This window comes from Streptomyces sp. NBC_01260 (genome assembly GCF_036226405.1).
Taxonomy (GTDB): Bacteria; Actinomycetota; Actinomycetes; order Streptomycetales; family Streptomycetaceae; genus Streptomyces; species Streptomyces laculatispora.
This window is the reverse complement of sequence record NZ_CP108464.1, coordinates 1557783-1582145: the sequence shown is the minus strand read 5'-3', so window position 1 is coordinate 1582145 and position 24363 is coordinate 1557783. Positions and strand designations below refer to the sequence as shown.

At 71.8% G+C, this 24363-nt stretch carries 22 protein-coding genes; 19 read left to right on the top strand and 3 right to left on the bottom strand.

The genetic code is table 11. From position 1 onward, the window contains the following. Positions 1 to 187 precede the first annotated feature (187 nt). From OG322_RS06945 to OG322_RS06865, 17 genes are all read left to right on the top strand, one after another. Entirely contained in the window at positions 188 to 1186 is a 999-nt protein-coding gene (locus OG322_RS06945) for an MBL fold metallo-hydrolase (RefSeq protein ID WP_266410796.1), read from the top strand. Positions 1187 to 1281: 95 nt separating this feature from the next. Then, the gene (locus tag OG322_RS06940) at positions 1282 to 2652 is read left to right on the top strand and encodes an ATP-binding protein (protein WP_329306190.1); all 1371 of its coding nucleotides are present in this window, start codon (positions 1282 to 1284) and stop codon (positions 2650 to 2652) included. Continuing rightward, positions 2649 to 3074: a roadblock/LC7 domain-containing protein gene (locus tag OG322_RS06935; protein ID WP_124285446.1), complete on the top strand. Its 426-nt coding sequence runs from the start codon at positions 2649 to 2651 to the stop codon at positions 3072 to 3074. The genes OG322_RS06940 and OG322_RS06935 overlap by 4 nt, the downstream gene beginning before the upstream one ends. Beyond that, entirely contained in the window at positions 3071 to 3424 is a 354-nt protein-coding gene (locus OG322_RS06930; protein WP_123463093.1) for a DUF742 domain-containing protein, read from the top strand. Before OG322_RS06935 ends, OG322_RS06930 begins: the two co-directional genes overlap by 4 nt. After that, complete coding sequence (locus OG322_RS06925; protein ID WP_123463095.1) at positions 3402 to 4016, top strand: GTP-binding protein; 615 nt, start codon at positions 3402 to 3404, stop codon at positions 4014 to 4016. Before OG322_RS06930 ends, OG322_RS06925 begins: the two co-directional genes overlap by 23 nt. Then, complete coding sequence (locus OG322_RS06920; RefSeq protein WP_241200254.1) at positions 4013 to 5287, top strand: cytochrome P450; 1275 nt, start codon at positions 4013 to 4015, stop codon at positions 5285 to 5287. Before OG322_RS06925 ends, OG322_RS06920 begins: the two co-directional genes overlap by 4 nt. Positions 5288 to 5391: 104 nt before the next feature. Next, positions 5392 to 5790, top strand: a complete 399-nt coding sequence (locus OG322_RS06915; protein ID WP_123466165.1) for a cell division protein SepF — start codon at positions 5392 to 5394, stop codon at positions 5788 to 5790. A 205-nt stretch (positions 5791 to 5995) separates the two neighbouring features. After that, the gene (locus OG322_RS06910) at positions 5996 to 7306 is read left to right on the top strand and encodes an ATP-binding protein (protein WP_241200255.1); all 1311 of its coding nucleotides are present in this window, start codon (positions 5996 to 5998) and stop codon (positions 7304 to 7306) included. Next, the gene (locus tag OG322_RS06905; protein WP_123463097.1) at positions 7303 to 7662 is read left to right on the top strand and encodes a nucleotide pyrophosphohydrolase; all 360 of its coding nucleotides are present in this window, start codon (positions 7303 to 7305) and stop codon (positions 7660 to 7662) included. Before OG322_RS06910 ends, OG322_RS06905 begins: the two co-directional genes overlap by 4 nt. Before the next feature lie 125 nt (positions 7663 to 7787). Then, positions 7788 to 8324 carry a DUF6099 family protein gene (locus tag OG322_RS06900; RefSeq protein WP_123463099.1) on the top strand — a complete coding sequence of 179 codons (537 nt, stop codon included), beginning with the start codon at positions 7788 to 7790 and terminating at the stop codon, positions 8322 to 8324. Between the two features lie 113 nt (positions 8325 to 8437). Continuing rightward, positions 8438 to 9361, top strand: a complete 924-nt coding sequence (locus OG322_RS06895; RefSeq protein ID WP_123463102.1) for an LLM class F420-dependent oxidoreductase — start codon at positions 8438 to 8440, stop codon at positions 9359 to 9361. 17 nt (positions 9362 to 9378) lie between these two features. Next, the gene (gene mmuM, locus OG322_RS06890; RefSeq protein WP_329306189.1) at positions 9379 to 10422 is read left to right on the top strand and encodes a homocysteine S-methyltransferase; all 1044 of its coding nucleotides are present in this window, start codon (positions 9379 to 9381) and stop codon (positions 10420 to 10422) included. 43 nt (positions 10423 to 10465) lie between these two features. Next, on the top strand, positions 10466 to 11941 hold the full coding sequence (locus OG322_RS06885) for a 3' terminal RNA ribose 2'-O-methyltransferase Hen1 (RefSeq protein WP_123466169.1): 1476 nt from the start codon (positions 10466 to 10468) through the stop codon (positions 11939 to 11941). After that, a complete protein-coding gene (locus tag OG322_RS06880) occupies positions 11938 to 14583 on the top strand; it encodes a polynucleotide kinase-phosphatase (protein ID WP_241200256.1) in 2646 nt (881 codons plus the stop codon). Before OG322_RS06885 ends, OG322_RS06880 begins: the two co-directional genes overlap by 4 nt. A gap of 101 nt (positions 14584 to 14684) precedes the next feature. Further along, positions 14685 to 15917 (top strand): arginine deiminase, encoded by a 1233-nt coding sequence (locus tag OG322_RS06875; protein ID WP_124285450.1) that lies wholly within the window; start codon positions 14685 to 14687, stop codon positions 15915 to 15917. Between the two features lie 144 nt (positions 15918 to 16061). Continuing rightward, positions 16062 to 17066, top strand: a complete 1005-nt coding sequence (gene argF / locus OG322_RS06870) for an ornithine carbamoyltransferase (protein ID WP_123463108.1) — start codon at positions 16062 to 16064, stop codon at positions 17064 to 17066. A 183-nt stretch (positions 17067 to 17249) separates the two neighbouring features. Beyond that, positions 17250 to 18677 carry an amino acid permease gene (locus tag OG322_RS06865; protein ID WP_123463110.1) on the top strand — a complete coding sequence of 476 codons (1428 nt, stop codon included), beginning with the start codon at positions 17250 to 17252 and terminating at the stop codon, positions 18675 to 18677. A gap of 34 nt (positions 18678 to 18711) precedes the next feature. Here the strand turns inward: OG322_RS06865 and OG322_RS06860 are convergent, their stop codons facing one another. Beyond that, positions 18712 to 19176: an ATP-binding protein gene (locus OG322_RS06860; RefSeq protein WP_124285451.1), complete on the bottom strand. Its 465-nt coding sequence runs from the start codon at positions 19174 to 19176 to the stop codon at positions 18712 to 18714. A gap of 224 nt (positions 19177 to 19400) precedes the next feature. On the opposite strand from OG322_RS06860, the gene OG322_RS06855 reads away from it, so the two are divergent. Continuing rightward, a complete protein-coding gene (locus OG322_RS06855; protein WP_123463112.1) occupies positions 19401 to 20228 on the top strand; it encodes an enoyl-CoA hydratase family protein in 828 nt (275 codons plus the stop codon). Positions 20229 to 20232: 4 nt separating this feature from the next. Then, positions 20233 to 22602, top strand: a complete 2370-nt coding sequence (locus OG322_RS06850; RefSeq protein WP_123463114.1) for a bifunctional salicylyl-CoA 5-hydroxylase/oxidoreductase — start codon at positions 20233 to 20235, stop codon at positions 22600 to 22602. 73 nt (positions 22603 to 22675) lie between these two features. Here the strand turns inward: OG322_RS06850 and OG322_RS06845 are convergent, their stop codons facing one another. Together OG322_RS06845 and OG322_RS06840 are read right to left on the bottom strand one after the other, a co-directional pair. Next, positions 22676 to 23503 carry a GNAT family N-acetyltransferase gene (locus tag OG322_RS06845; protein WP_123463116.1) on the bottom strand — a complete coding sequence of 276 codons (828 nt, stop codon included), beginning with the start codon at positions 23501 to 23503 and terminating at the stop codon, positions 22676 to 22678. Between the two features lie 43 nt (positions 23504 to 23546). Beyond that, positions 23547 to 24362, bottom strand: a complete 816-nt coding sequence (locus tag OG322_RS06840) for a PaaX family transcriptional regulator (RefSeq protein WP_329306188.1) — start codon at positions 24360 to 24362, stop codon at positions 23547 to 23549. Position 24363: the final 1 nt, after the last annotated feature.

The following is a 24363-nucleotide window of genomic DNA, read 5'->3' as shown; positions in this document are numbered from 1 at the left end:
CGGCGGAAGGTCGGGTGGTATTCACCGGAATATCCGGATGATCCGGTAAGGGGGATGGTTTGGATGGTCTCGCACGGTCACCGGTCAGCCTCCCTGGGCGTGATGGTTAGGCGTTTTCAAGCCAACGGGACACTGTTGTGGCCGAGTTCGAACGCACGGCCGGAAAGCGGTCGGCATAATCGCGTCCATGTCGATCACGGGTGGAGACGTCGTTGACCTGGGCCGGGGCCTGCACGCATGGCTCCCGCCGAAACGGGGCTGGGGGCTGGCCAACTGCGGCCTCCTCGTCTCGCCCCGCGGCGCGCTCTGGATCGACACCCCGTACGACCCGGTGCTGGCGGGGCAGTTCCTGGCCGAGAGCACGAAGCTGCTGCCGGACGGCGTCTCCATCGACCGGGTGATCGTCACGCACGCCAACGGCGACCACTTCTGGGGCGCCGGCGTGCTCCCGGACGCGGAGATCATCGCGACCCGCGAGGCCCGGGACCACATTCACTACGAGCCCACCCCGAAGCAGCAGCACGCGCTCGTCAGCGGCAGCGATCCGGCAAGCCCGCTCGGCGACTACCTCGGCCGCCACTTCGGCCTGTTCGACTGGTCGCAGACCGAACCGGTCCAGCCGACCACCTACTTCACCGGGGAGCTCGAACTGACCCTGGGGGAGTACCCCGTCCGGATCTCCGCCCTGCCGTCCGCGCACACCACGGGTGACCTGATGGTCCACCTGCCCGCCCAGAGCGCCGTGTTCAGCGGCGACATCATCTTCTCCTCGACACCCCGGCAGCCGGGGGACCACCCGATCCACTGGGCGGGCCCGCTGAGCAACGTGATCGCTGCCTGTGAACAGGTGCTGGCCACCGGAGCCGAAACCGTCGTGCCGGGACACGGGCCGGTCCTCGACCGGGCCGGGGTACGCGACCACATCGGCTATCTGGAGTACGTACAGGAGCGCGCCCACACCTTCCACGCCGCCGGGGTGCCCGCCCCGGAGGCGGCCCGCCGGGTGATCGGCGAGGGCCGGCACCCCGAACTCGGACTCCCCGAGCGGCTGGTGGTGACGATCGGCAGCGAGTACCGGCAGCTCGACGGCTCGGAACTGCCGGGTGTGCTGCAGGTGATGACGGAGATGGCCGTGCTGGCGCGAGAAGTGGAGCAGACCCGTGAGCCCGCGGGCGCGGCGGAGTGACCGCCCGGCCCGCCGCCCAGGCCCGGCCATCCACCTGACCCTCCGCCGGCGCCCCGGCCGGAGGAGCGACCCGACGACAGAAATACGGTAACGGCATGGGATGGATCGTGGCGGTGATCGCCGTCATAGCCGCCGTGGTGGCGACGACGCGCTCGTACGGGTCCGCCCGCTCGGAACAGCTCGCCGTGGCCCGCGCAGAGCTCACCGAACGGCAGATGAAGGCCGCCGAGGCCCGTACCGCCGCCCTCGTCGACGAGATCCGGCAACTGGCCCACCGGCGGATCCCGGCCGCCGCGGTCGCCCTCTCCCACCCCAGCGCCCAGGTTCCCGGACTGCGGGAGGCGGCCGAGGTGGACGGCGACTCGGCCCGGCTGCTCACCGAAGCCGTACAGGCCGCCCGCACCGCCGTCATCGAGGAACGGCAGCGCGTCGACGCGGCCGCCCGCGCGGCGATGCGCGGCACCTCGGCCAAGATCCAGTCGCTGCTCAACCAGTCCCAGCAACTGCTCCACGAGCTCCAGCACGAGTACGACGACCCCCGCATCCTGCAACTGGACTTCCGCAACGAACTGGCCCTGCGCCGGACCCAGGCCACCGCCGTGCTGTGCGACGCCTGGCCCGGCCTCGCCCGGCAGAACTCACCGCTCGTCGAGGTCGTGCTCGGTGCCCAGTCCCGCGTCGCCGGCTACGAGCGGATCAAGGTGGCCAACCATCTGCGCGAGGAGCGGCTCGCGCTCGCGGCCAGGGCCGCCGAACCCCTCGCGATCGCACTCGCCGAACTCCTGGCCAACGCGACCGCGTACTCGCACCCCGACACCGATGTGGCGGTGACGCTCCAGCAGAGCGGCGGCCGGGGCGCGTTCCTGGTCGTCGACGACGCGGGCATCGGCATGGACGAGGACGCGCTCGACCGGGCCCGAACCCTCCTTGCAGGCCCCTCGGAAGTGCTCCTGACCGAACTGGGCGACCCGCCGCAGACCGGCTTCGCGGTCGTCGGACGGCTCGTGGTGCAGTACGGCTTCCACTGCCACATCGAGGCCTCACCCTTCGGCGGTATGCGGACGATCCTGCGTGTCCCCGCCCATCTGCTGACCGTGCTGAAGGAGGACCGGACCCTCTCCGCCCTGGCGCCGACGCCCGTGCCGGCGCACCCCGCCCCGGCGGAGCCGGACGCACCCGCTCCTCCCGCACCGGCCCCGCCGGAGACCGGCGCCGCTGAGCCGGCGGGCCTTCCCAGCAGACGCCGGCGCGCACCCCGTCCGGCGGCGGTCGCGTCCACCGCACCCGCCGCCGTCCCGGCCGCCGGACAGGTGCCCCGTACACCGGAGCAGGCCGAGTCTTCCTGGGCGGCGCTCCAGCAGGGCACTCTCAACGGCAGGAGCGTCGCCGGGCGGGCTCCCGCACCGGATTCGGACGGCCACGACCACCTGGGCGACCAGGACGACCAAGGAGACGACGAGACGTGAGCGCCCCCAGCCCCACCACCGGTGACCTCGCATGGGTGCTGACCCCGCTGCTGGAACTGCCCGGGGTCCAGCATGCGGTGGTCGCCACCGGTGACGGCCTCATCGAGGGCGCCTCGCCCGGTCTCGACCGGGCGTCCGGCGAACGGGTCGCCGCGATGACGGCCACGCTGCACGCCGCGGCGCGCGCCTTCACCACGGCGTTCACCGACGTCGAGGGCCCGAAACTGGCCCAGACGGTCGTCGAATCCGATCTGGGCTTCGCTGTCGTCGTACCGGCGGGGAACAACACCACGCTCGCCCTGTTCGCCGAACCCGGCGCCAAACTCGGTGACATCGCGTACCAGATGCAGGTGCAGGTCACCGCGCTGACCCGGGCGATGCACGCGCCCGCCCGTCAACCGGACACCGCCGCCCGGCCATGAGCTCCGGACCGGGACGCCGCCTGATCCCCGCCTATCTGGTCACCGGCGGCCGGTCCCGGCCCGCCGGCCCCGCGCTCGACCGGCTCGCCGTGCTCGTGCGCACCGATACGGCCCTGCTCCCTGACACCGGCTCGGAACAGCGCAGGCTGTGCGAACTGCTGGAACCGGGCGCCCTCACCGTCGTCGAGTGCGCGGCCCATCTGGACCTGCCGGTCAGCGCCACCGTATTCCTGGCCACGGATCTCGCGGCCGCCGGACTTCTGCTCACCCGACCGCCGATACCCAGTGCCGGGGAGATCGACCGGTCGCTCGTCGAGAGGCTGCTCGTTGGACTCCGCTCCCTCCACTGACCGGACCGGCGTCGGCTATCTGCCGACTGCCGCCCGGACCCTGATGAAGCTCGTCGTCACGGGTCCCTTCGGCGTGGGCAAGACGACCCTGATCCGTACGCTCTCGGAAATACCCACGCTCCACACCGAGGAGGCGATGACCCAGTCCAGCACCCTGCTCGACGACACCGCCGGACTCCCCGACAAGACCACGACCACGGTCGCCATCGACTTCGGACGTCTCACCGTCCCGGACGACCTGGTGCTCTACATGTTCGGCACGCCCGGCCAGGAGCGGTTCCTGCCACTGTGGGAGGACATCGCGCGCGGGGCGCTGGGCGCGCTCGTCCTGGTGGACACGCGACGGCTCGGCGACTCCTTCGCGGTCATGGACATGGTGGAGGAGCAGGGACTGCCGTACGCCGTGGCGGTCAATCGCTTCCCCGACGCGCCCGCCCACAGCGACGAGGTCCTGCGCAAACACCTCGACCTCGCCCCCGGGACCCCGCTGATCCAGTGCGATGCCCGGGAACGCCGCGGCAGCATCGACGCCCTGATCGCGCTGGCCGAACACGTGCTGACCCGACTGCCGCAACCCGAGGACCCGTCATGACCCTGTTCGTACAGCCGCCGCAGCCCCTTGCGCTGTACGGCCCCGACTTCGCCGCCGACCCGCACGGCCACTACCGCAGGCTGCGCGAGCACGGGCCCCTGGCACCGGTCCGGATCGCCCCCGACGTCGAGGCGATGCTGGTCACCGACTACCAGGCGGCCGTCGATCTGCTGCGCGACACCCACACCTTCAGCAAGGACCCCCGCGCCTGGCAGGCGACGGTTCCGCCGGACTCGCCGGTGCTGCCGGTCCTCGGCCACCGCCCCACCGCGCTGTTCAGCGACGGCGACGAGCACACCCGCTACCGCGACGCCATCAACGACAGCCTGGCGCTGATCGAACCGCACATCCTGCGGGCGGAGGTGGCCAGGGTCGCCCAGCAGCTCATCGGCGAGTTCGCCACCACCGGCACCGGCGATCTCATCGCCCAGTACGCCCGGCGGCTCCCGCTGCACGTCTTCATCACCTGGTTCGGCGTCGCCCCCGACGACGGCGAACGGATCGTCGACGGCATCGGGGGCATGATGAACTCGGCACAGGGCGCCGCCGCCGCGTACGCCGACCTCGTCGATGTCGTCACCCGCCTCGTCGCGGACCGCCGCGCCCGGCCGCGCCGTGATCTGACCTCGTACTTCCTCGCTCACCCGGCCCGTCTCGACAACGACGAGACGGTGCGACAGATCACCCTGGTGATGAGCGCGGGCCATGACCCCACGACCAACCTGATCGGCAACGCCACCCTGCACATGCTCACCGACGAGCGGTACGCGGGCTCGCTGCACGGGGGAGCGATGACCGCGCACGAGGCGATCAACGAGGTCCTGTGGCAGGACCCGCCGCTGGCCAACCTGGCCGCGCACTACCCGCGCCACGACACCGAGTTCCACGGTGTCCGGCTGCACGCCGGACAGCTGGTCCTGGTCTCCTTCGGTGCCGCCAACACCCAGTCCGGACCGGCCACTTCGGACGCGGGCGCCCGCTCCGGAGCCAGCGCCCACCTCGCCTGGTCGGCGGGTCCGCACCGGTGCCCCGCGAAGCAGCCCGCGCTGCTCATCGCGATGACCGCGATCGAGCAGCTCACCAGCCAGCTGTGCGATGCGGAACTGGCCGTTCCGGTGAGCGAACTGCTCTGGCGGCCCGGCCCGTTCCACCGGGCCCTGGTGCACCTTCCGGTTCGTTTCACACCGCTCGACACGACGGTGACCGCCGACCCGGACGAGCACTCCGCGACCGCGTCCGGCAGCACTTCGACGGTGTCGATCAGGTCCTGAACCGTGTCGCTGGTAGGCCGAACGGGTGAGGGGCGAGAGAATTGCCCGATGAACAGTGAGCGCAGCCGGCGCAACGCCAACCGATGCACAGACGGGGTGGTCCGGTGAGCAGGTACGACAGGTATGACGTCACCGACGAGCAGTGGGAGGGACTGGCCCAGGTCGTACCGCTGCGCAGCCGCAACGAGTGGCCGTCCCGAGTGGACCACCGGACGGCTCCGGAGGAGCGGGAGAGCGCCGAGCAGCGGCGCATGGTGGTGCTGCGGGTCCAGGTCTTCGCGGACGCACGCGAGGTCGCCGACTACCTGGTCGCGCAGATTCCGGTGCTGCTGGACCTGACCAGCGCCGAGTCCGATGTGGCCAAGCGGATCCTGGACTTCACCAGCGGTGTCGTCTTCGGTCTGGGCAGCGGAATGCACCGGGTGGACCGGAACGTCTTCCTGCTGTCGCCCATCGGCATGGAGGTCGAGGGTGTGACGGCGGCGGGCGTGCCGGGGGCTTAGAGAAGCTGTCGCGAGGGCCTTTGCGGGGTCGTTGCGGTCTTGGGGCGGGGCGGTTGTGCCGCCGGGCTACCCAGTGGTGATTTGCGCCACCGGGCTACCCGGATCGGCAGCGCGGTATGCGGGCGGGTGGCGGTCTACTCCGATCGGAGGACGGCCGATCCGGCGGAACGGTTCGCCGGGACGTCGCGTGCGTACGGTCCGGGGCATGACCGCACCCTGCCCAGGCGCCTTTGCGCCCGATCCCGCCCGATCCGGGCCGTCGGACCGGGCCGACCCCGCATCCGGCTCCGGCGACGCTTGCGGTTTCGGCTCGGAGCCGGACTTCGGCTACGGCCCAGAGCCTGGCGTCGGCTCCGAATCCGGTTCCGAATTCGGCTCCGCCCGGCGCACGGGGCGTTCGGCCGGTCCTGTCGTCACCGAACTGCGGCTCTCCGCCTTCGCCGCGCACCGCGGCACGGTCGTGCCGCTGGCCCCGCTCACCCTCCTCGCCGGTCCCTCGGGCAGCGGCGCATCGAGCGTGCTGCGGGCTTACGAGGCGCTGTCCCGGCTGGGGGCCGGGGCGTCGCTCGGCGAGGTGTTCCCCGATCCGGCCGGGTGCGTGCCCGAAGGGGCCGCGGCCGACCGGCAGGGGCGGCGCGGGTTCCGGATCGGGTGCACGGCGGACGGCCCGGCCGGACCGGTCCGGCTCGAACTCGCCATCCAGGCCGAGCCCACACTCCGGATCGTCGGCGAGCGGCTGACCCGGGCCGGGGAGACCCTCCTCAGCACCGCGCTCCGCGATCCGGGGCGGCCGATGCTCCAGGCGGCCTGGCACACCGCGGACGAGCTCCCGGTGACACGGGAACAGCTGCCGGACGACCGGCTGGGCACGGCACTGCTGCCGCTGCGGGTCGCGGGCCGGACACCGGGCCAGCTACAGGTGCTGGCCGCCGCCGAACAGATGGTGGTGGCCCTGCGCCCGGCCTTCGTCTGCGAACCGCGGCCTCATCGGATGCGGACACCGGTGCCACCGGGTGCGGGCAGGCTGCGCCGCGACTGCGGGAACCTCGCGGCGGTACTGCACGCCGCGTGCAACGGATACGGGCGACGCCATGCCCGGCTGGTCGCGCTGGCGAAGGCCGGATGCGCGCGACCGGTGACCGGGATCGGCGTCGAGCGGCTCGCGGACGGGCTGGTCCGTGCCGTCGTGGCCCGGGGCGACGGAGACGGCACCCCGCTGGAAAGGCTCGGCAACGGCGAACTGCGGTACCTGGCACTGGGCGTGGCCCTGCTCATGGGCCCCGGGACCGACCCGGCGGACGTCGAGTCCGAGGTGCCGTCGGCCTTGCAGACCCCCACGTTGCTGGCCGACGGGCTCGACCGCGATCTGGACGGACAGCAGACGCGGGAGCTGTTGACGGCGGCTGCCTCGGCGGCGGCCGCCGGCCGCGTCCGGCTGCTCGGCACGGTGACGGAGGCGGGCGCGGCACGCGCCCGCAGGACGGCCGGAGCCGCGGTGGTAAATCTGGGACCGTGACAGAACTCGACGTACCCGCCCTGCAACGACGGCTCGCCGCATTCGCGGCCGCACGCGACTGGGAGCAGTACCACACCCCCAAGAATCTGGCGTCGGCGCTGAGCGTCGAGGCATCCGAACTCATGGAGATCTTCCAGTGGCTGACGCCGGAACAGTCGGCCCGGGTGATGGACGATCCCGGGACCGCGCACCGGGTGTCGGACGAGGTCGCCGATGTCCTCGCGTATCTGCTGCAACTCTGCGGGGTGCTGGGCATCGACGCGCTGGCGGCGCTGGCGGCCAAGATCGAGCGGAACGAGGTGCGCTTCCCCGTCAGGAAGGGTACGGATACCCCCAATCGTCACTCTTCGGAGTGATCAACTTATTCACAGTCGACAGGGTGTCCACAGATTTCCGAAATCCCCTGGCCTTTCGGTACCACCGCCCTCACTGTGGGTAATGGAAGAGGTGAACGGGTTTCCGTACCGAACGGGGGCAACACATGGAAGCGGAGCGGCTGGTAGCGGTCATCAGGCGGGCTCTGGCCCAAAGCAGGGGTACGCCGGACATCATCGCCGAGGCGTGGCAGGCCCAGGCCCTGGCACAGGCGGTCGGAAGCCGGCTGGCGGCGAGCGGTCCCAAGGAGTTGCGGGGCGAGGCGGGAGGCCTCAGTGAGATCGGCGGAAGAAGCAACGGAGCACTTGACCACCCGGCGGCGCGGGCCGGGGTGGCCAGGGCGACGCAACTCTCCGAAGTCGCTGATCCGCGCGCCGCGCTGACGGGGCTGGGTGCGCTGCTCGGGGAAGTGGGGATAGCCCTGGTCGGGGTGGCGTGCGAGACCGATGAACAGAGCTTGTACTGGCAGTGCATGGAGGCGATCGACGCCGCCGACGAGTCCACGGACCGGGTCCACGGGATGCTCCGGCTGCTCGACGAACGGGACCGGGAGCGCCAGCAGGATCTGGAGCGCAGCCGCGAGCGGGACGGCCCTCACGGCGTGCTCCACGGACCGGCGGGGCCGGCTGCCGGCCGGCCCTGACGGCTCGGCGTCCCGGATGCCCGGGGTGCCCTGGACACCGCGTCGGTGAAAGGGGGCAGGTGAGAGGAGGGCGGGAGCGCGGCGAGCGGTGTCCGGGGGTGCAGGATGGATGCATGGATCTTCGAATCTTCACCGAGCCCCAGCAAGGGGCGAGCTACGACACCCTGCTCACCGTCGCCAAGGCGACCGAGGACCTCGGCTTCGATGCCTTCTACCGTTCCGACCACTATCTGCACATGGGAGGGGGAAACGGTCTCCCCGGCCCGACGGACGCCTGGATCACGCTGGCCGGGCTGGCACGCGAGACGAAGCGGATCCGCCTGGGCACGCTGATGACGGCGGGGACGTTCCGACTCCCCGGCGTGCTCGCCATCCAGGTGGCACAGGTCGACCAGATGTCCGGCGGTCGCGTCGAACTGGGCCTGGGCGCAGGCTGGTTCGAGGATGAGCACAAGGCGTACGGCATCCCGTTCCCCCAGGAGAAGTTCGGCCGGCTGGAGGAGCAGCTGGCGATCATCACCGGGCTGTGGTCGACCGAGGTCGGCAAGACGTTCAGCTACGACGGAACCTACTACCAGCTCACCGACTCGCCTGCGCTGCCCAAGCCGGCGCAGGCCAAGGTGCCGGTACTGATCGGCGGGCACGGCGCGAAGCGCACACCGCGGCTGGCCGCCCGGTACGCCGACGAGTTCAACATCCCGTTCGCCTCGCTGGAGGACAGCGAGCAGCAGTTCGGCCGGGTCAGGGAGGCGGCCGCGGCGGCGGGCCGGGGGCCGGACGACCTGGTGTACTCCAACGCCCTGGTCGTCTGTGTCGGCAAGGACGACGCCGAGGTGGCGCGCCGTGCCGCCGTCATCGGGCGGGACGTGGCGGAGCTCAAGGCGAACGGCCTGGCGGGCTCGCCCGACGAAGTGGTCGACAAGATCGGTCGGTTCGAAGCCATCGGGGCTTCGAGGATCTACCTTCAGGTGCTGGATCTCGATGACCTGGGGCACCTGGAGCTGATCTCGTCGCAGGTCCAGTCCCAGCTCACCTGAGGGGGAGAGGAGTACCCGTGCAGCCCGCCCGCGATTCCGCCCGCGATTCCGGTGGCGGCTCCGGCCGCGATTCCGGTCGCCACGCCCGCGATTCCGCTCGGCCCTTCGCCGGGACGCCGTCCCGGCCCCTCGCAGCCGCCCTTGCGGCCGGGACGGTCCTGCTCGACGGTGGCCTTGCCTGCCAACTGGAGGCTCAGGGCTGCGATCTGTCCGACGCGCTGTGGTCCGCCCGGCTGCTCGCCGACGGGCCCGAGCAGATCGAGGCGGCGCACACGGCGTATGTGCGGGCGGGGGCGCAGGTGCTCATCACCGCCAGTTATCAGGCGAGTTTCGAAGGGTTCGGGCGGCGCGGGACCGGGCGGGCGGAGGCGGCCGCGCTGTTCGCCCGCAGTGTGGAGCTGGCCCGGCGGGCGGCCGGTTCGGTGGAGCGGGATGTGTGGGTCGCCGCCTCGGTCGGCCCGTACGGGGCGGTGACGGCGGACGGTGCCGAGTACCGGGGCCGGTACGGGCTCTCGGTCCGGGAGCTGGAACGCTTCCACCGGCCCCGGATCGAGGCGCTGGCCGCCGCCGGCCCCGATGTGCTGGCGCTGGAGACAGTGCCGGACACCGATGAGGCGGAGGCGCTCCTGCGGGTCGCGGGGGAGTGCGGGCTGCCGGTCTGGCTCTCCTGCACCGTGGCTGACGGGCAGACCCGGGCGGGGCAGCCGCTGGAGGAGGCGTTCGGCCTCGTCGCGGGGCACGACCGCGTGGTGGCGGTCGGGGTGAACTGCTGCGATCCGGCCGACGCGGACCGGGCGGTCCGGACGGCGGCGGAGGTGACCGGCAAGCCGGTCGTCGTCTATCCGAACAGCGGTGAGCGCTGGGATGCCGGGAGACGGGGATGGACCGGCGGGGCCACGTTCGATCCGGGCCGGGTCGGGGCCTGGCAGGCGGCCGGTGCGCGGTTGGTCGGAGGCTGCTGCCGGGTCGGTCCGGACACCATCGCGGAACTGGCCGCACTGCTCGGAGCATCGGCGGCGAACCACGCGGAAGGAGGGACAGAAGATCCGGAGGCGGGCTGAAATTGCCTGGTGAGGGGGAGTGAACCGGACCATACTCGGACGCGTGTTCCTGACAATCAGCACAACCGGCACCCCGGAGCGTCCCGCCACCGATCTCGGATTCCTGCTGCACAAGCATCCCGAGAAGGCGCAGACGTTCTCCACTTCCCATGGCACCGCGCACGTCTTCTATCCCGAGGCGTCCGCGGAGCGCTGTACGGCGGCGTTGCTGCTGGAGGTGGATCCCGTGGCGCTGGTGCGGCGGGGCAAGGGCAAGGGCCGCGGCGGTGCCCCCGACGCGGCACTCGCCCAGTACGTCAACGACCGCCCGTACGCGGCCTCCTCGCTGCTTGCCGTCGCGATGAGCACCGTCTTCAAGTCCGCGCTGAGCGGCGCCTGCCGGGCGATGCCCGAGCGGGCCGAGGAGACGCTGCCGTTGCGGATCGAGGTGCCCGCCCTCCCGGCCCGTGGTGGTGCCGAGCTGGTGCGCAAGCTCTTCGGGCCGCTCGGCTGGTCGCGGGTGGACGCGGTGGCCGTACCGCTGGACGAGCAGTTCCCCGAGTGGGGGGACTCGCGGTACGTACGGCTCCTGCTGGAAGGCGAGCTGCGGCTGGCGGACGCACTGCGGCAGTTGTATGTCATGCTGCCGGTGCTCGACGACGCCAAGCACTACTGGGTGTCGCCGGACGAGGTGGACAAGCTGCTGCGCGCCGGTGAGGGCTGGCTGGCCGATCACCCCGAGCAGAAGCTGATCACCAGCCGGTACCTGGCCCGCCGCTGGGGGCTGACCAGGCAGGCGATGGAGCGGCTGGAGCTGGTGCGGCTCGCCGAGTCGGACGACCTCGACGTAGAGAGCATCGACAACGCGGTCGACGAAACGGCCGACACCGAGGAGCGCCCGGTGCCGCTCGCCGAGCAGCGGCGGACCGCGATCCTGGCCGCGCTGAGCGGCGCCGGGGCGAGCCGGGTGCTCGACCTGGGCTGCGGACAGGGCCAGTTGGTGCAGGCGCTGATGAAGGACGTGCGATTCACGGAGATCGTCGGGGTCGACGTCTCGATGCGCGCCCTCACCATCGCCTCGCGCCGGCTGAAGCTGGACCGGATGGGGGAGCGGCAGGCAGCCCGCGTGACGCTTCAGCAGGGCTCGCTCACGTACACCGACAAGCGGCTCAAGGGGTACGACGCGGCGGTGCTCAGCGAGGTCATCGAGCATCTCGACCTGCCGCGGCTGCCCGCGCTGGAGTACGCGGTATTCGGCTCGGCCCGACCCCGCACCGTGCTGGTGACCACGCCGAATGTCGAGTACAACGTCCGCTGGGAGACGCTCCCGGCCGGGCACGTCCGGCACGGCGACCACCGGTTCGAATGGACCCGGGCCGAGTTCCGGGACTGGGCGGGCGAAGTGGCCCGCCGGCACGGGTACACGGTGGAGTTCGTGCCCGTGGGCCCCGACGACCCCGAGGTGGGGCCGCCCACCCAGATGGCCGTGTTCACCATGACCGCGGCCGACGAGACCCAGAAGGAGGCGAAAGCCGCATGAGCAGCACGAGCGACAGCACCGGCGCCGTTACCAGCGAAAGCTCCGGTCACAGCACCGGCGACAACATCAGCGAAAGCACGACGCGCACCCTGCCGGTGACCGACCTCTCCCTCGTGGTCCTCATCGGGGCGAGCGGTTCGGGCAAGTCCACCTTCGCCCATCGGCACTTCAAGCCGACCGAGATCATCTCCTCGGACTTCTGCCGGGGCCTCGTCGCCGACGACGAGAACGACCAGAGCGCGAGCCGGGACGCCTTCGACGTCCTGCACTACATCGCCGGCAAGCGCCTGGCCGCCGGACGGCTGACCGTCGTCGACGCCACGAACGTCCAGCCCGAGAGCCGCCGTCAGCTGGTGAAGCTGGCCAGGGAACACGACGTGCTGCCCATCGCGATCGTGCTCGACCTGCCCGAGGAGGTCTGCCTCGCACGCAACTCGGCCCGCCCGGACCGCGCCGACATGCCCCGCCATGTCATCCAGCGCCACCGCCGCGAGCTGCGCCGCTCGCTGCGCGGTCTGGAGCGCGAGGGCTTCCGCAAGGTCCACATCCTGCGCACCGAGGACGAGGCCGGGCACGCGGAAGTCGTGCGGGAGCGCCGCTATAACGACCTCCGCCATCTCACCGGTCCCTTCGACATCATCGGTGACATCCATGGCTGCAGCTCCGAGCTGGAGACCCTGCTCGGCAAGCTCGGCTACGTGGACGGCGCGCACCCCGAAGGGCGTACGGCGGTCTTCGTCGGCGACCTCGTCGACCGCGGCCCCGACAGCCCCGGCGTGCTGCGCCGTGTGATGTCGATGGTGTCGGACGGCAACGCGCTCTGCGTGCCCGGCAACCACGAGAACAAGCTCGGCCGCTACCTCAAGGGCCGCAAGGTCCAGCAGACCCACGGACTCGCCGAGACCATCGAGCAGTTGGGGCGGGAGGACGCCCGGGGCCCGGAATTCCGGGAGCAGGTCAAGGAGTTCGTCGACGGGCTCGTCAGCCACTACGTGCTGGACGGCGGCAAGCTGGTCGTCTGCCACGCCGGGCTGCCCGAGAAGTACCACGGGCGCACCTCCGGGCGGGTCCGCTCGCACGCGCTGTACGGCGACACCACCGGCGAGACCGACGAGTTCGGCCTGCCGGTGCGCTACCCGTGGGCGGAGGAGTACCGGGGCCGCGCCGCAGTCGTCTACGGCCACACCCCCGTGCCCACCACGTCCTGGGTCAACAACACCATCTGCCTGGACACCGGCGCCGTCTTCGGCGGGAAGATGACCGCGCTGCGCTGGCCGGAGCGCGAACTCGTCGACGTACCGGCCGAGCGGGTCTGGTACGAGCCGGTGAAGCCGCTGACCACCGAGGCGCCGGGCGGCCGTGAAGGCCGTCCGCTGGACCTCGCCGATGTGCGGGGCCGCCGGATCGTGGAGACCCGGCACATGGGCCGCGTCGCGGTGCGCGAGGAGAACGCGGCGGCCGCGCTGGAGGTCATGAGCCGGTTCGCCGTCGACCCCCGGCTGCTCGCCTACCTGCCGCCGACCATGGCGCCGACGGCCACCTCGAAGGAGGAGGGCTATCTGGAGCATCCTGCCGAGGCGTTCGCGCAGTACCGGGCGGACGGCGTGGCCAGGGTCGTGTGCGAGGAGAAGCACATGGGCTCGCGGGCGGTGGCCCTGGTCTGCCGGGACGCGGACGTGGCACGGGAACGCTTCGGCACGGGGGACACACTCCCCGCTTCCGGAGGCGGAGGAGGCCCGACGGGCGCCCTGCACACCCGCACCGGACGCCCGTTCCTGGACGACGCCGCGGTGACCGAGGTCGTCCTCGGCCGGCTGCGCGCGGCGGTCACCGCCGCCGGGCTGTGGGAGGAGTGGGACACCGACTGGGTGCTGCTCGACGCCGAGCTGATGCCCTGGTCCCTCAAGGCGGCCGGGCTGCTCCGCTCGCAGTACGCGGCGGTCGGCGCCGCGTCGGGCGCCGTGTTCCCCGCGGCCGAAGCGGCCCTCGCGGCAGCGGTGGAGCGCGGCATCGACGTCGGCGCGCTCGCGGACCGGCAGCACGGCCGCGCGCAGGACGCGGCCGCGTTCACCGAGGCCTACCGCCGCTACTGCTGGAGCACCGAGGGGCTGGACGGGGTGCGGCTGGCACCGTTCCAGATCCTCGCCGTGCAGGGCCGCTCGCTCGCCGCCGTTCCCCATGACGAGCAGCTGGCCTGGCTGGACCGGCTGGTGGAGCACGACCCGACGGGGCTGCTCCAGGTCACCCGGCGGCTCGTCGTCGACACCGCCGACGAGGCGTCGGTCCGCTCCGGCATCGACTGGTGGCGGGAGATGACCGGCCGCGGCGGCGAGGGCATGGTGGTCAAGCCGCTCGGCGCGCTCGTCAGGGACGGCAAGGGCCGGCTGGTCCAGCCCGGCATCAAGGTGCGCGGCCGGGAGTACCTGCGGATCATCTACGGACCCGAGTACACCCGTCCGGAGAACCTGGACAGGCTGCGCGGCCGGTTCCTCGGTCACAAGCGGTCGCTCGCCCTGCGTGAGTACGCCCTGGGTCTCGAAGCCCTGGACCGGCTGGCCGGGGGTGAGCCGCTGTGGCGGGTGCACGAGGCGGTCTTCGCGGTGCTGGCGCTGGAGTCGGAGCCGGTGGACCCCCGGCTGTAGGATCCGCCCGGCGGACCCGGGGGCCACGCCCCCGGGTCCGCCGGAAGAACCGGCAGGCGATTCGCCGGGTGAACGGCGCTCCGCGTGGTGAGGATGTGGGCATGGGATTCCATGTCGACTCCGAGGCCGGGCGGCTGCGCCGCGTCATCGTGCACCGCCCCGATCTGGAACTGAAACGGCTCACCCCGAGCAACAAGGACGCGTTGCTCTTCGACGACGTGCTCTGGGTGCGCCGGGCCCGCCAGGAGCACGACGGCTTCGCGGACGTGCTGCGCGACCGCGGCGTCGAGGTACACCTCTTCGGGGACCTGCTCCGTGAGTCGCTGGAGATCCCGGTGGCCCGGCGGCTCGTGCTGGACCGGGTCTTCGAGGAGAAGGAGTACGGCCCGCTCGCCACCGAACACCTGCGGGCCGCCTTCGAGGAGCTGTCCGCCACCGAACTCTGCGAGGCGCTGGTCGGCGGGATGACCAAACGGGAGTTCCTGGAGCGGCACCACGAGCCGACCTCGGTCCGCTTCCACGTCATGGACCTGGACGACTTCCTGCTCGGGCCGCTGCCGAACCACCTCTTCACCCGCGACACCTCGGCCTGGATCTACGACGGGGTCTCCATCAACGCCATGCGCTGGCCGGCCCGGCAGCGCGAGACGGTCCACTTCGAGGCGATCTACGGGCACCATCCGCTCTTCACCGGGCCCGACGCAGGCGCCTTCCACCACTGGTCGCAGGGGCAGGACGACTACCCCTCCACCATCGAGGGCGGCGACGTCCTGGTCATCGGCCGGGGCGCCGTCCTCATCGGGATGAGTGAGCGCACCACCCCGCAGGCGGTGGAGATGCTGGCCCGCGGACTCTTCGACGCCGGGTCCGCCCGGACGATCGTGGCGCTCGACATGCCCAAGAGCCGGGCGTTCATGCACCTGGACACGGTGATGACGATGGTCGACGGGGACACCTTCACCAAGTACGCGGGCCTGGGCATGCTCCGCTCGTACACCATCGAGCCGGGAGACGGCCCTCGTGACCTCAAGGTCACCGACCATCCGCCCGAGCACATGCACCGCGCCATCGCCGAGGCGTTGGGGCTGGACTCGATCCGGGTCCTCACCGCCATCCAGGACGTGCACGCCGCCGAGCGCGAGCAGTGGGACGACGGCTGCAACGTCCTGGCCGTCGAACCGGGCGTCGTCGTCGCCTACGAGCGCAACGCCACCACCAACACCCACCTGCGCAACGAAGGAATCGAGGTCATCGAGATCCGCGGCAGCGAACTGGGCCGGGGCCGGGGCGGGCCCCGCTGCATGAGCTGTCCGGTGGTCCGCGATCCGGTGTGACCGCCGGGCCGCGGTCGGGCGTGCCCGGGGTGCGCGGCGCGGGTCGGCGGGGCACCGGAAGCGGCCTGTATAGCGATGCACTGCATCGTATAGACTTCCAGGGTTAGCGTTTGCGTCCCCCCGCCCGACCCAGGAGCAGTCACCATGGCCATAGACCTCGCAGGCCGCCACTTCATCAAGGAGCTGGACTTCACGGCCGAGGAGTTCCGCGGACTGATCGACCTGGCAGCAGAGCTGAAGGCCGCGAAGAAGGCGGGGGCCGAGGTGCAGCGGCTGCGCGGCCGGAACATCGCGCTGATCTTCGAGAAGACCTCGACCCGCACCCGGTGCGCGTTCGAGGTGGCCGCCGCCGATCAGGGCGCGGCCACGACGTACCTCGATCCGTCCGGCTCCCAGATGGGTCACAAGGAGTCGGTGAAGGACACCGCGCGTGTCCTCGGCCGGATGTTCGACGGCATCGAGTACCGCGGTGACAGCCAGGCGGCCATCGAGGAACTGGCCGCGTACGGCGGGGTGCCCGTCTTCAACGGGCTCTCCGACGACTGGCACCCCACCCAGATGCTCGCCGACTGCCTCACCATGACCGAGCACAGTGCGAAGCCGCTGGAGCGGATCGCCTTCGCCTACCTCGGTGACGCCCGGTTCAACATGGGCAACTCCTACCTGGTCACCGGTGCCCTGCTGGGCATGGACGTACGGATCGTCGCGCCGAAGGCCTACTGGCCCGCCGACGGGATCGTCGCGGAGGCCCGCAGGCTCGCCGAGGGCAGCGGGGCGACCGTCACGCTCACCGAGGACATCGCCGAGGGCGTGCGCGGCGCCGACTTCGTCGCCACCGACGTCTGGGTCTCGATGGGGGAGCCCAAGGAGGTCTGGGACGAGCGCATCGCCGCCCTCGCGCCGTATGCCGTCACCATGGACGTCCTGCGGGCCAGCGGCAACGCCGACGTGAAGTTCCTGCACTGCCTCCCGGCCTACCACGACCTCGGCACCAAGGTGGGGCGGGAGATTCACCTCAGGCACGGTCTGACCGAGCTGGAGGTCAGCGACGAGGTCTTCGAGTCCGCCCACTCGGTCGTCTTCGACGAGGCGGAGAACCGGATGCACACGATCAAGGCGGTGCTGGTCGCGACGCTGGCCGGGCACTGACCCGGACAAACCGCATGTTCATGCACCCAAGTGGGTGAACATGCGCACGAGTGCCTATCATGGTCTCCGTCGGTGGGGTTCGAGCTCGCACGCTCGAACCCCATTTTTCGTGTGCCCCACCGGCCCCCACGCCTCCGGACGCACCGCCCCCCCACAGGTGACACCAGAGATGAGAACAACCTCGTGACCCCCCTGCGTCTGCCCGGCCCGCCACGCCGCGTCAAGGACCCCCACCAGCTGATCGCCGAGTCGGGGGCCGACCTTGAGGGGCACGGCCTCAAGCGCACCATGGGGCTCTTCCAGCTGGTGTGCTTCGGAGTCGGCGCAGTGGTCGGCACCGGCATCTTCGTCGGCCTCTCCGACAGTGTCGCCGCGGCCGGCCCCGCCGTCGTGCTGTCCTTCGTGCTCGCCGCGATCACCTGCATCTTCACCGCGTTCTCCTTCGCCGAGCTGGGCAGCGCGATCCCGGTCTCCGGCAGCTCGTACTCCTTCGCCTACGCCACCCTCGGTGAACGCGTCGCCTTCCTCGTCGGCTGGTGCCTGCTCCTGGAGTACGGCGTATCCGTCTCCGCCGTGGCGGTGGGCTGGAGTCAGTACGTGAACGAGCTGCTCAACAGCCTCTTCGGATGGCAGCTGCCCGCCGCGCTCTCCTCGGGACCCGGCGACGGCGGCGTGATCAACCTGCCCGCGGTCATCGTGGTCATGATGGCCGCCACCCTGCTGGTGCGGGGCATCCGCGAGAGCGCGGGGGCCACGGCCGCGATGGCGGTCCTCAAGATCACCGTTCTGATCATGTTCTGCGCCATCGCCTTCACCGCCTTCGAGCACGGCAACCTCACCCCGTTCGCGGCCCACGGCGCGGGCGGCATCACCGCGGGGGCATCGCTGGCGTTCTTCTCGTACATCGGGTTCGACGCCATCACCACCGCGGGCGAGGAGGTCAAGAACCCCCGGCGGAACATCCCGCTGGCGATCATGATCTGCATCGGCCTGGTCACGGTGCTCTACTGCGCGGTCGCCCTCGCCGCCATCGGCGCCCTCGGCCCGGATGCCGTCTCGGACAAGCCGGCCGCCCTCTCGTTGATCGTCAACCAGGTCACCGACTCGACGGTCGGCGGCGGGATCATCGCCTTCGGGGCGATCGTCGCCATCGCCTCCGTCGTCCTCGCGGTGATGTACGGGCAGACCCGCATCCTCATGTCGATGTCGCGTGACGGCCTGGTCCCGCGGGTCTTCGAACGGGTCTCGCCGCGGACCTCGACGCCGGTCGCCAACACCTGGATCGTGGCCACCGTCTTCGCCGTGCCGGCGGCCTTCTCCTCACTCGACGTGGTGGTGAACCTGACGACCATCGGGACGCTCGCCACCATGGTCGCGGTCAACATCGCGGTGATCGTGCTGCGCCACCGCAACCCCGAGGTGAGGGGCTCCTTCCGGATTCCGCTCCACCCCGTCGGCCCGGTCCTCGGCGTCGGTTTCTGCGTCTATCTCATGTACGGGACCGGCTGGACGACCTGGGTGCAGTTCGCGGTGTTCCTCGCGGTCGGTGCGGTGCTGTACGCCTGCTACGGCCGAAGCCGGTCACGACTGGCCGGCCGGAAAGCGGGCTGATCCCCGCCCTTGCGCAGGCCGTCCCGCCGCCCGGTCAGTCCGCCGGCGGTGCTGGTGACGGCAGCGCGGGTGAGGGCAGGGTGAGTGAGGGCAGGGTGAACCACACCGCCTTGCCCTGTTCCGTCGTGCGGTGACCGCAGGACGAGCTGAGGGTGCGGATCAGCAGCAGCCCCCGGCCGTGCTCCTGCCAGAGGTCCGGCTCGCTGCCCGGCTCCGGGCAGGAGAGATCGCCCGGCGGGGCGGGATCGTGGTCGTGCACCTCCACCTGGCAGCCGGTCGGCAGCAGTTCCACCACCAGCTGGATGGGCTCGTCCCCGAGGGTGTGCTCCACCGCGTTGGCGACCAGTTCGGAGGTGAGCAGTTCGGCGGTGTCGCTGTCCGCCGGGGCCTCGATGTCCGCCAGCGCCGTACGGATCAGGGCGCGGGCGATCGGCACCGCCGCGGCCGAGTGCGGCAGTGCGATCCGCCAGGAGGCGGGAGCGGGGACATCGGGTGGCACGGCGGGATTCCGTTCGGAGGTCGAGACGTTCACGGAACACATTGCTTCTTGGTCTCAACCATACGAAGCGTCACGGCCCGGACAAGGGACTGTCGACCGGTACGAAGGGGACTTTCGTCACTCCGGTCTCACGCTCCGCATATCGCGTACTCGTGACGGGAGTCACGTACGAGTGATAAATTCGAGGCAAGCAGCAGCCCGACGGCTGAAGGGGATCACCCTCCATGAGCCCGTTTCCCAGTTCCGCGCCACGTACGGAGAACTGGCGCCATCTCCGGGTCACGACGCGCGACGGTGTCGCCACCGTCACCCTCGCCCGCCCCGAGAAACTCAATGCGCTGACCTTCGGCGCCTATGCCGATCTGCGCGATCTGCTGGCCGAGCTGTCCAGGGAGCGCTCCGTGCGGGCCCTGGTGCTGGCCGGTGAGGGGCGCGGCTTCTGCTCCGGCGGCGATGTGGACGAGATCATCGGCGCCACCCTCGCGATGGACACCGCTCAGCTGCTGGACTTCAACCGGATGACCGGTCAGGTCGTACGGGCCCTGCGTGAATGCCCGTTCCCCGTCGTCGCGGCCGTGCACGGGGTCGCCGCGGGAGCGGGCGCCGTCCTCGCGCTGGCCGCCGACTTCCGGGTCGCCGACCCGTCGGCCCGGTTCGCCTTCCTCTTCACCCGGGTCGGGCTCTCCGGCGGCGACATGGGCGCCGCCTATCTGCTGCCCCGGGTGGTGGGTCTCGGCCATGCCACCAGGCTGCTGATGCTCGGCGAACCCGTCCGCGCGCCCGAGGCGGCACGCATCGGGCTGATCAGCGACCTGGTCGAGGAGGGCCGAGCCGACGAACGGGCCGCGGAGCTCGCCCGCCGCCTCGCGGACGGCCCCGCGCTCGCCCTCGCCCAGACGAAGGCGCTGCTCACCGCCGAGCTCGACATGCCGATGGCCGCCGCCGTCGAGATGGACGCCGCCACCCAGGCCCTGCTGATGCACGGCGAGGACTACGCCGAGTTCCACGCCGCCTTCACCGAGAAGCGGCCGCCGAAGTGGCAAGGCCGGTAGCGCGATGACGTCCCCCGCGGGCCCGCGCCCCGGCAATCCGTCCGCCGGCCCGCACCGCATCGCCGTCATCGGCGGCGGCCCCGGCGGGCTCTACGCCGCGGCGCTGCTCAAGAGGCTGGACCCGGAGCGCGATATCACCCTCTGGGAGCGCAACGCCCCCGACGACACCTTCGGCTTCGGCGTCGTCCTCTCCGACGAGACGCTCGGCGGCATCGAGCACGCCGACCCCACGGTCCACCGCGCGCTCCAGAAGGAGTTCGTCCGGTGGGACGACATAGACATCGTCCACCGCGGCCACACCCAGACCTCCGGCGGTCACGGTTTCGCCGCGCTCGGCCGCCGCCGCCTCCTGGAGATCCTGCACGAGCGCTGCGCCTCCCTCGGGGTGCGGCTCCGCTTCCGCACCCAGGCCCCGCCCGCCGCCGAACTCGCCGTCTCCTACGACCTGGTGATCGCCGCCGACGGGGTGCACAGCCCCACCCGCACCGCCCACGCCGACAGCTTCGGCCCCCGCCTCACCAACCACCGCTGCCGCTACATCTGGCTCGCCGCCGACTTCGCCCTGGACGCCTTCCGCTTCGAGACCGCCGAGACCGCCTACGGGGTGATGCAGCTGCACGGCTATCCGTTCTCCCGCCCGTCGCCCGACCGCCACCCCTCAACGAGGCCCTTCGGGCCGCCGGATGACTCCGGCGCCTCGACCGTCATCGTGGAGATGCGCGAAGAGGTCTGGCGGGCCGCCGGATTCGACACCTGCGACCCGGCCGAGTCGACCCGGCACTGCGCCGCGATCTTCGCCGACGCGCTCGGCGGCCGGCCGCTGCGCTCCAACAACTCCTCCTGGCTCACCTTCAGCACCGTCGTCAACGCCCACTGGTCGCACGGCAACACGGTCCTCATCGGCGACGCCGCCCACACCGCGCACTTCTCCATCGGCTCCGGCACCAAACTCGCCGTCGAGGACGCCCTCGCGCTCGCCGCCTGCATCGAGGAGCAGCCCGGCCTGCCCGCGGCCCTCGCCGCGTACGAGAGCGAGCGCCGCCCCGTCGTCGAATCGACCCAGCGCGCCGCGGCGGCCAGCCTGCGCTGGTTCGAGGAGCTGGGCCGTTACGTCGACCAGCCACCCCGCCAGTTCGCGTTCAACCTCCTCACCCGCAGCCGTCGCGTCACCCACGACAATCTCCGGCTGCGCGACGCCTCCTTCACCGCCGCCGTCGAGGAGGAGTTCGGCTGCCCGCCCGGCACCCCGCCGATGTTCACCCCGCTGCGGCTGCGCGGGCTGGAACTGCGCAACCGCGTCGTCGTGTCGCCCATGGACATGTACTCGGCCACCGACGGCGTCCCCGGCGACTTCCACCTCGTCCACCTGGGGGCCAGAGCGCTCGGCGGCGCCGGGCTCGTCATGACGGAAATGGTCTGCGTGAGTCCCGAGGGGCGCATCACCCCCGGCTGCACCGGCCTCTACACCTCCGCACAGGCCACCGCCTGGACCCGGATCACCGACTTCGTGCACACCGGATCGCCCGGCACCGCCATCGGCGTCCAACTCGGCCACTCCGGCCGCAAGGGCGCCACCAAGCTCATGTGGGACGGCATCGACCAGCCGCTCGACGAAGGCGACTGGCCACTCGTGGCGGCCTCCCCGATCCCGTACGCGCACGGGGTCAACCAGGTCCCGCACACCCTGGACCGGGCCGGTCTCGACGCGGTGCGCGAGCAGTTCGCGGACGCCGCCCACCGCGCCGACGCCTGCGGATTCGACCTCCTCGAACTCCACTGCGCCCACGGCTATCTGCTCTCCGGCTTCCTCTCGCCGCTCACCAACCACCGCACCGACCGGTACGGCGGATCACTGGAGAACCGGCTCCGCTATCCGCTGGAGGTCTTCGACGCGGTCCGCGAACGGTGGCCCGACGACCGGCCGATGACCGTCCGGATCTCCGCCACGGACTGGGCGCGGGGCGGCACGACGGCCGAGGACGCTGTCGAGATCGCCCGCGCCTTCGTGGCGCACGGCGCCGACGCCATCGACGTCTCCACCGGGCAGGTCGTCCCCTTTGAGCGGCCCGAGTACGGGCGCTCCTACCAGACCCCGTACGCCGACCGGATCCGCAACACCCTGTGCGTGCCCGTCATCGCGGTGGGCGCCATCTCCTCCTGGGACGACGTCAACTCCCTGCTGCTGGCGGGCCGCGCCGACCTCTGCGCACTGGCCCGCCCGCACCTGTACGACCCGCACTGGACGTTGCACGCGGCCGCCGAGCAGGGCCACGCGGGTCCGGGCGCGCCCTGGCCGCTCCCGTACCGCGCGGGCAGCCGCATCCCGCCCACCGGCCGCACCGACGCGCCGAAACCGCGGCTCACCCTGGGCTGAGCGGCTGCCCCGGATCTCGCTGCCGCCGCCACCGCACCAGGCTCGCCGTGACCTCCGGACCGGCTCGGGAGTCTCATCCACCGCTGCCCCGCGCGCTGATCAGCAGCCGGTCGCAGACCGTCCGGTAGCCGATGCGCACGTACACGCCGTTGCTCGTCGGGTTCGCCAGGTCGGCGAAGAGCAGCACCTCGTCCGCGCCCGCCTCCCGGGCCGCGCGGCCGACCTCCGCGGTCACCGCCGCCGCGTACCCCCGGCCGCGGTGCTCCGGCGGTGTGTAGACCGGTGCGACCCGGACCGTGCCCGCGATCCTCGGCGAGACGCCCGCCATCGACACGGGGACGCCGCCGTCCTCCCAGAGCGTCAGCCGGCCTTCGGCCGTCCGCTCGTCCACCGCCCGTTCGGGGTGCCCGGCCGGCTCGCCGATGTCGGCCGCGAACGCGCGGTACCAGCGCAGCAGCAGCTCCCGGTCCGCGGGATTCGAGGCCCTCGCCCGGCCGCCGGGAGCGGGCGACGGCGGTGCCGGCTCGCCCAGCCGGTAGAGCCGCTGCTCCTCGTCGACGCGGTGCCCCGGCCAGTGGGCCGCCACCGCCTCGGCCGTGGCCCGCACCGCGTTGACGCCGGTGAGCGGGAGGGCGGCCAGCAGCGGACCGACCGATTCCGGGACGAGCCCGTTCAGCACCGCGGGCCGGGGCGGTGTCTGCACCAGGGTCCCCGCCACCGCGCCGTCGGCCCCGCGCCACCAGCCCAGCACCGGGGTGTGCTCGGTGAAGGCGTGCGGGCCGTGGCGGCGCAGGCTCGCGGTGACGGTCAGCGCGAGGGTGTTCTCGGCCGGCCGGGCGGTCAGCGAGCCACCGGCCGCGTCGAGGAAGGCGTCGACATCGTCAGTGAAGGTCCAGGTCATGCACCGGCATTCTGCCGGGAAGGTCACCCGGGCAGCACCCGTATTACGCGCGCACGAACTCCGCCCCCGCGTCCCGCAGCCGCTCGTGCAGCAGCCCGAACACCTCCGCCGACCGGCCGCCGGGCCACTCCTCGGGCAGCAGTTCGCGCGGCAGCCCCGGGTCCGCGTACGGCACCTGGCGCCAGGAGTCCAGCGCGGTCAGGTAGTCCCGGTAGGCGAGCTCGGGATCGGCTGCTGCGTCTCCCCGCGCCTCCCAGGCCCGCAGTACGGGTTCGTGGCGCTCCAGGAATCCGAGGTGGAGCCGGGCGACGGCCTCCAGGTCCCACCAGCGCGCCACGGACTCCTCGGTGGCGGTGAAGCCCAGATGGTCGCCGCGGAACAGGTCGACGTACGGGACGAGCCCGAGGCGCTCCAGGGTGTGCCGGGTCTCGTCGTACAGCCCCGCCGGGGCGATCCAGACGCCGGGGGCTGCCGTGCCGAAGCCCAGCCGGGCCAGCCGCGAGCGCAGCAGGTGTCGCTTGTGGCGCTCGGCCTCCGGCACGGAGAACACCGCGAGCACCCAGCCGTCGCCGAGCCGGGGGGCGGGATGCCGGTAGATCCGCCGGTCGCCGTCGTCGAGCAGCTGGCGGGCGTCGGCCGAGAGCGCGTACCCGGCGGCCCCGTCCGAGGTACGGGCCGCGACGAGCAGCCCGCGCCGCTTCAGCCGGGAGACGGAGGACCGTACGGCGGGGGCGTCCACACCGACGGCGCTCAGCAGCCGGATGAGTTCGGCGACCGGCAGCGGGGCGTCGCCGGGGGTCCGGCCGTAGGCACCGTAGAGGGTGACGATCAGCGAGCGGGGTGCGTGCGGTTCGGCCATG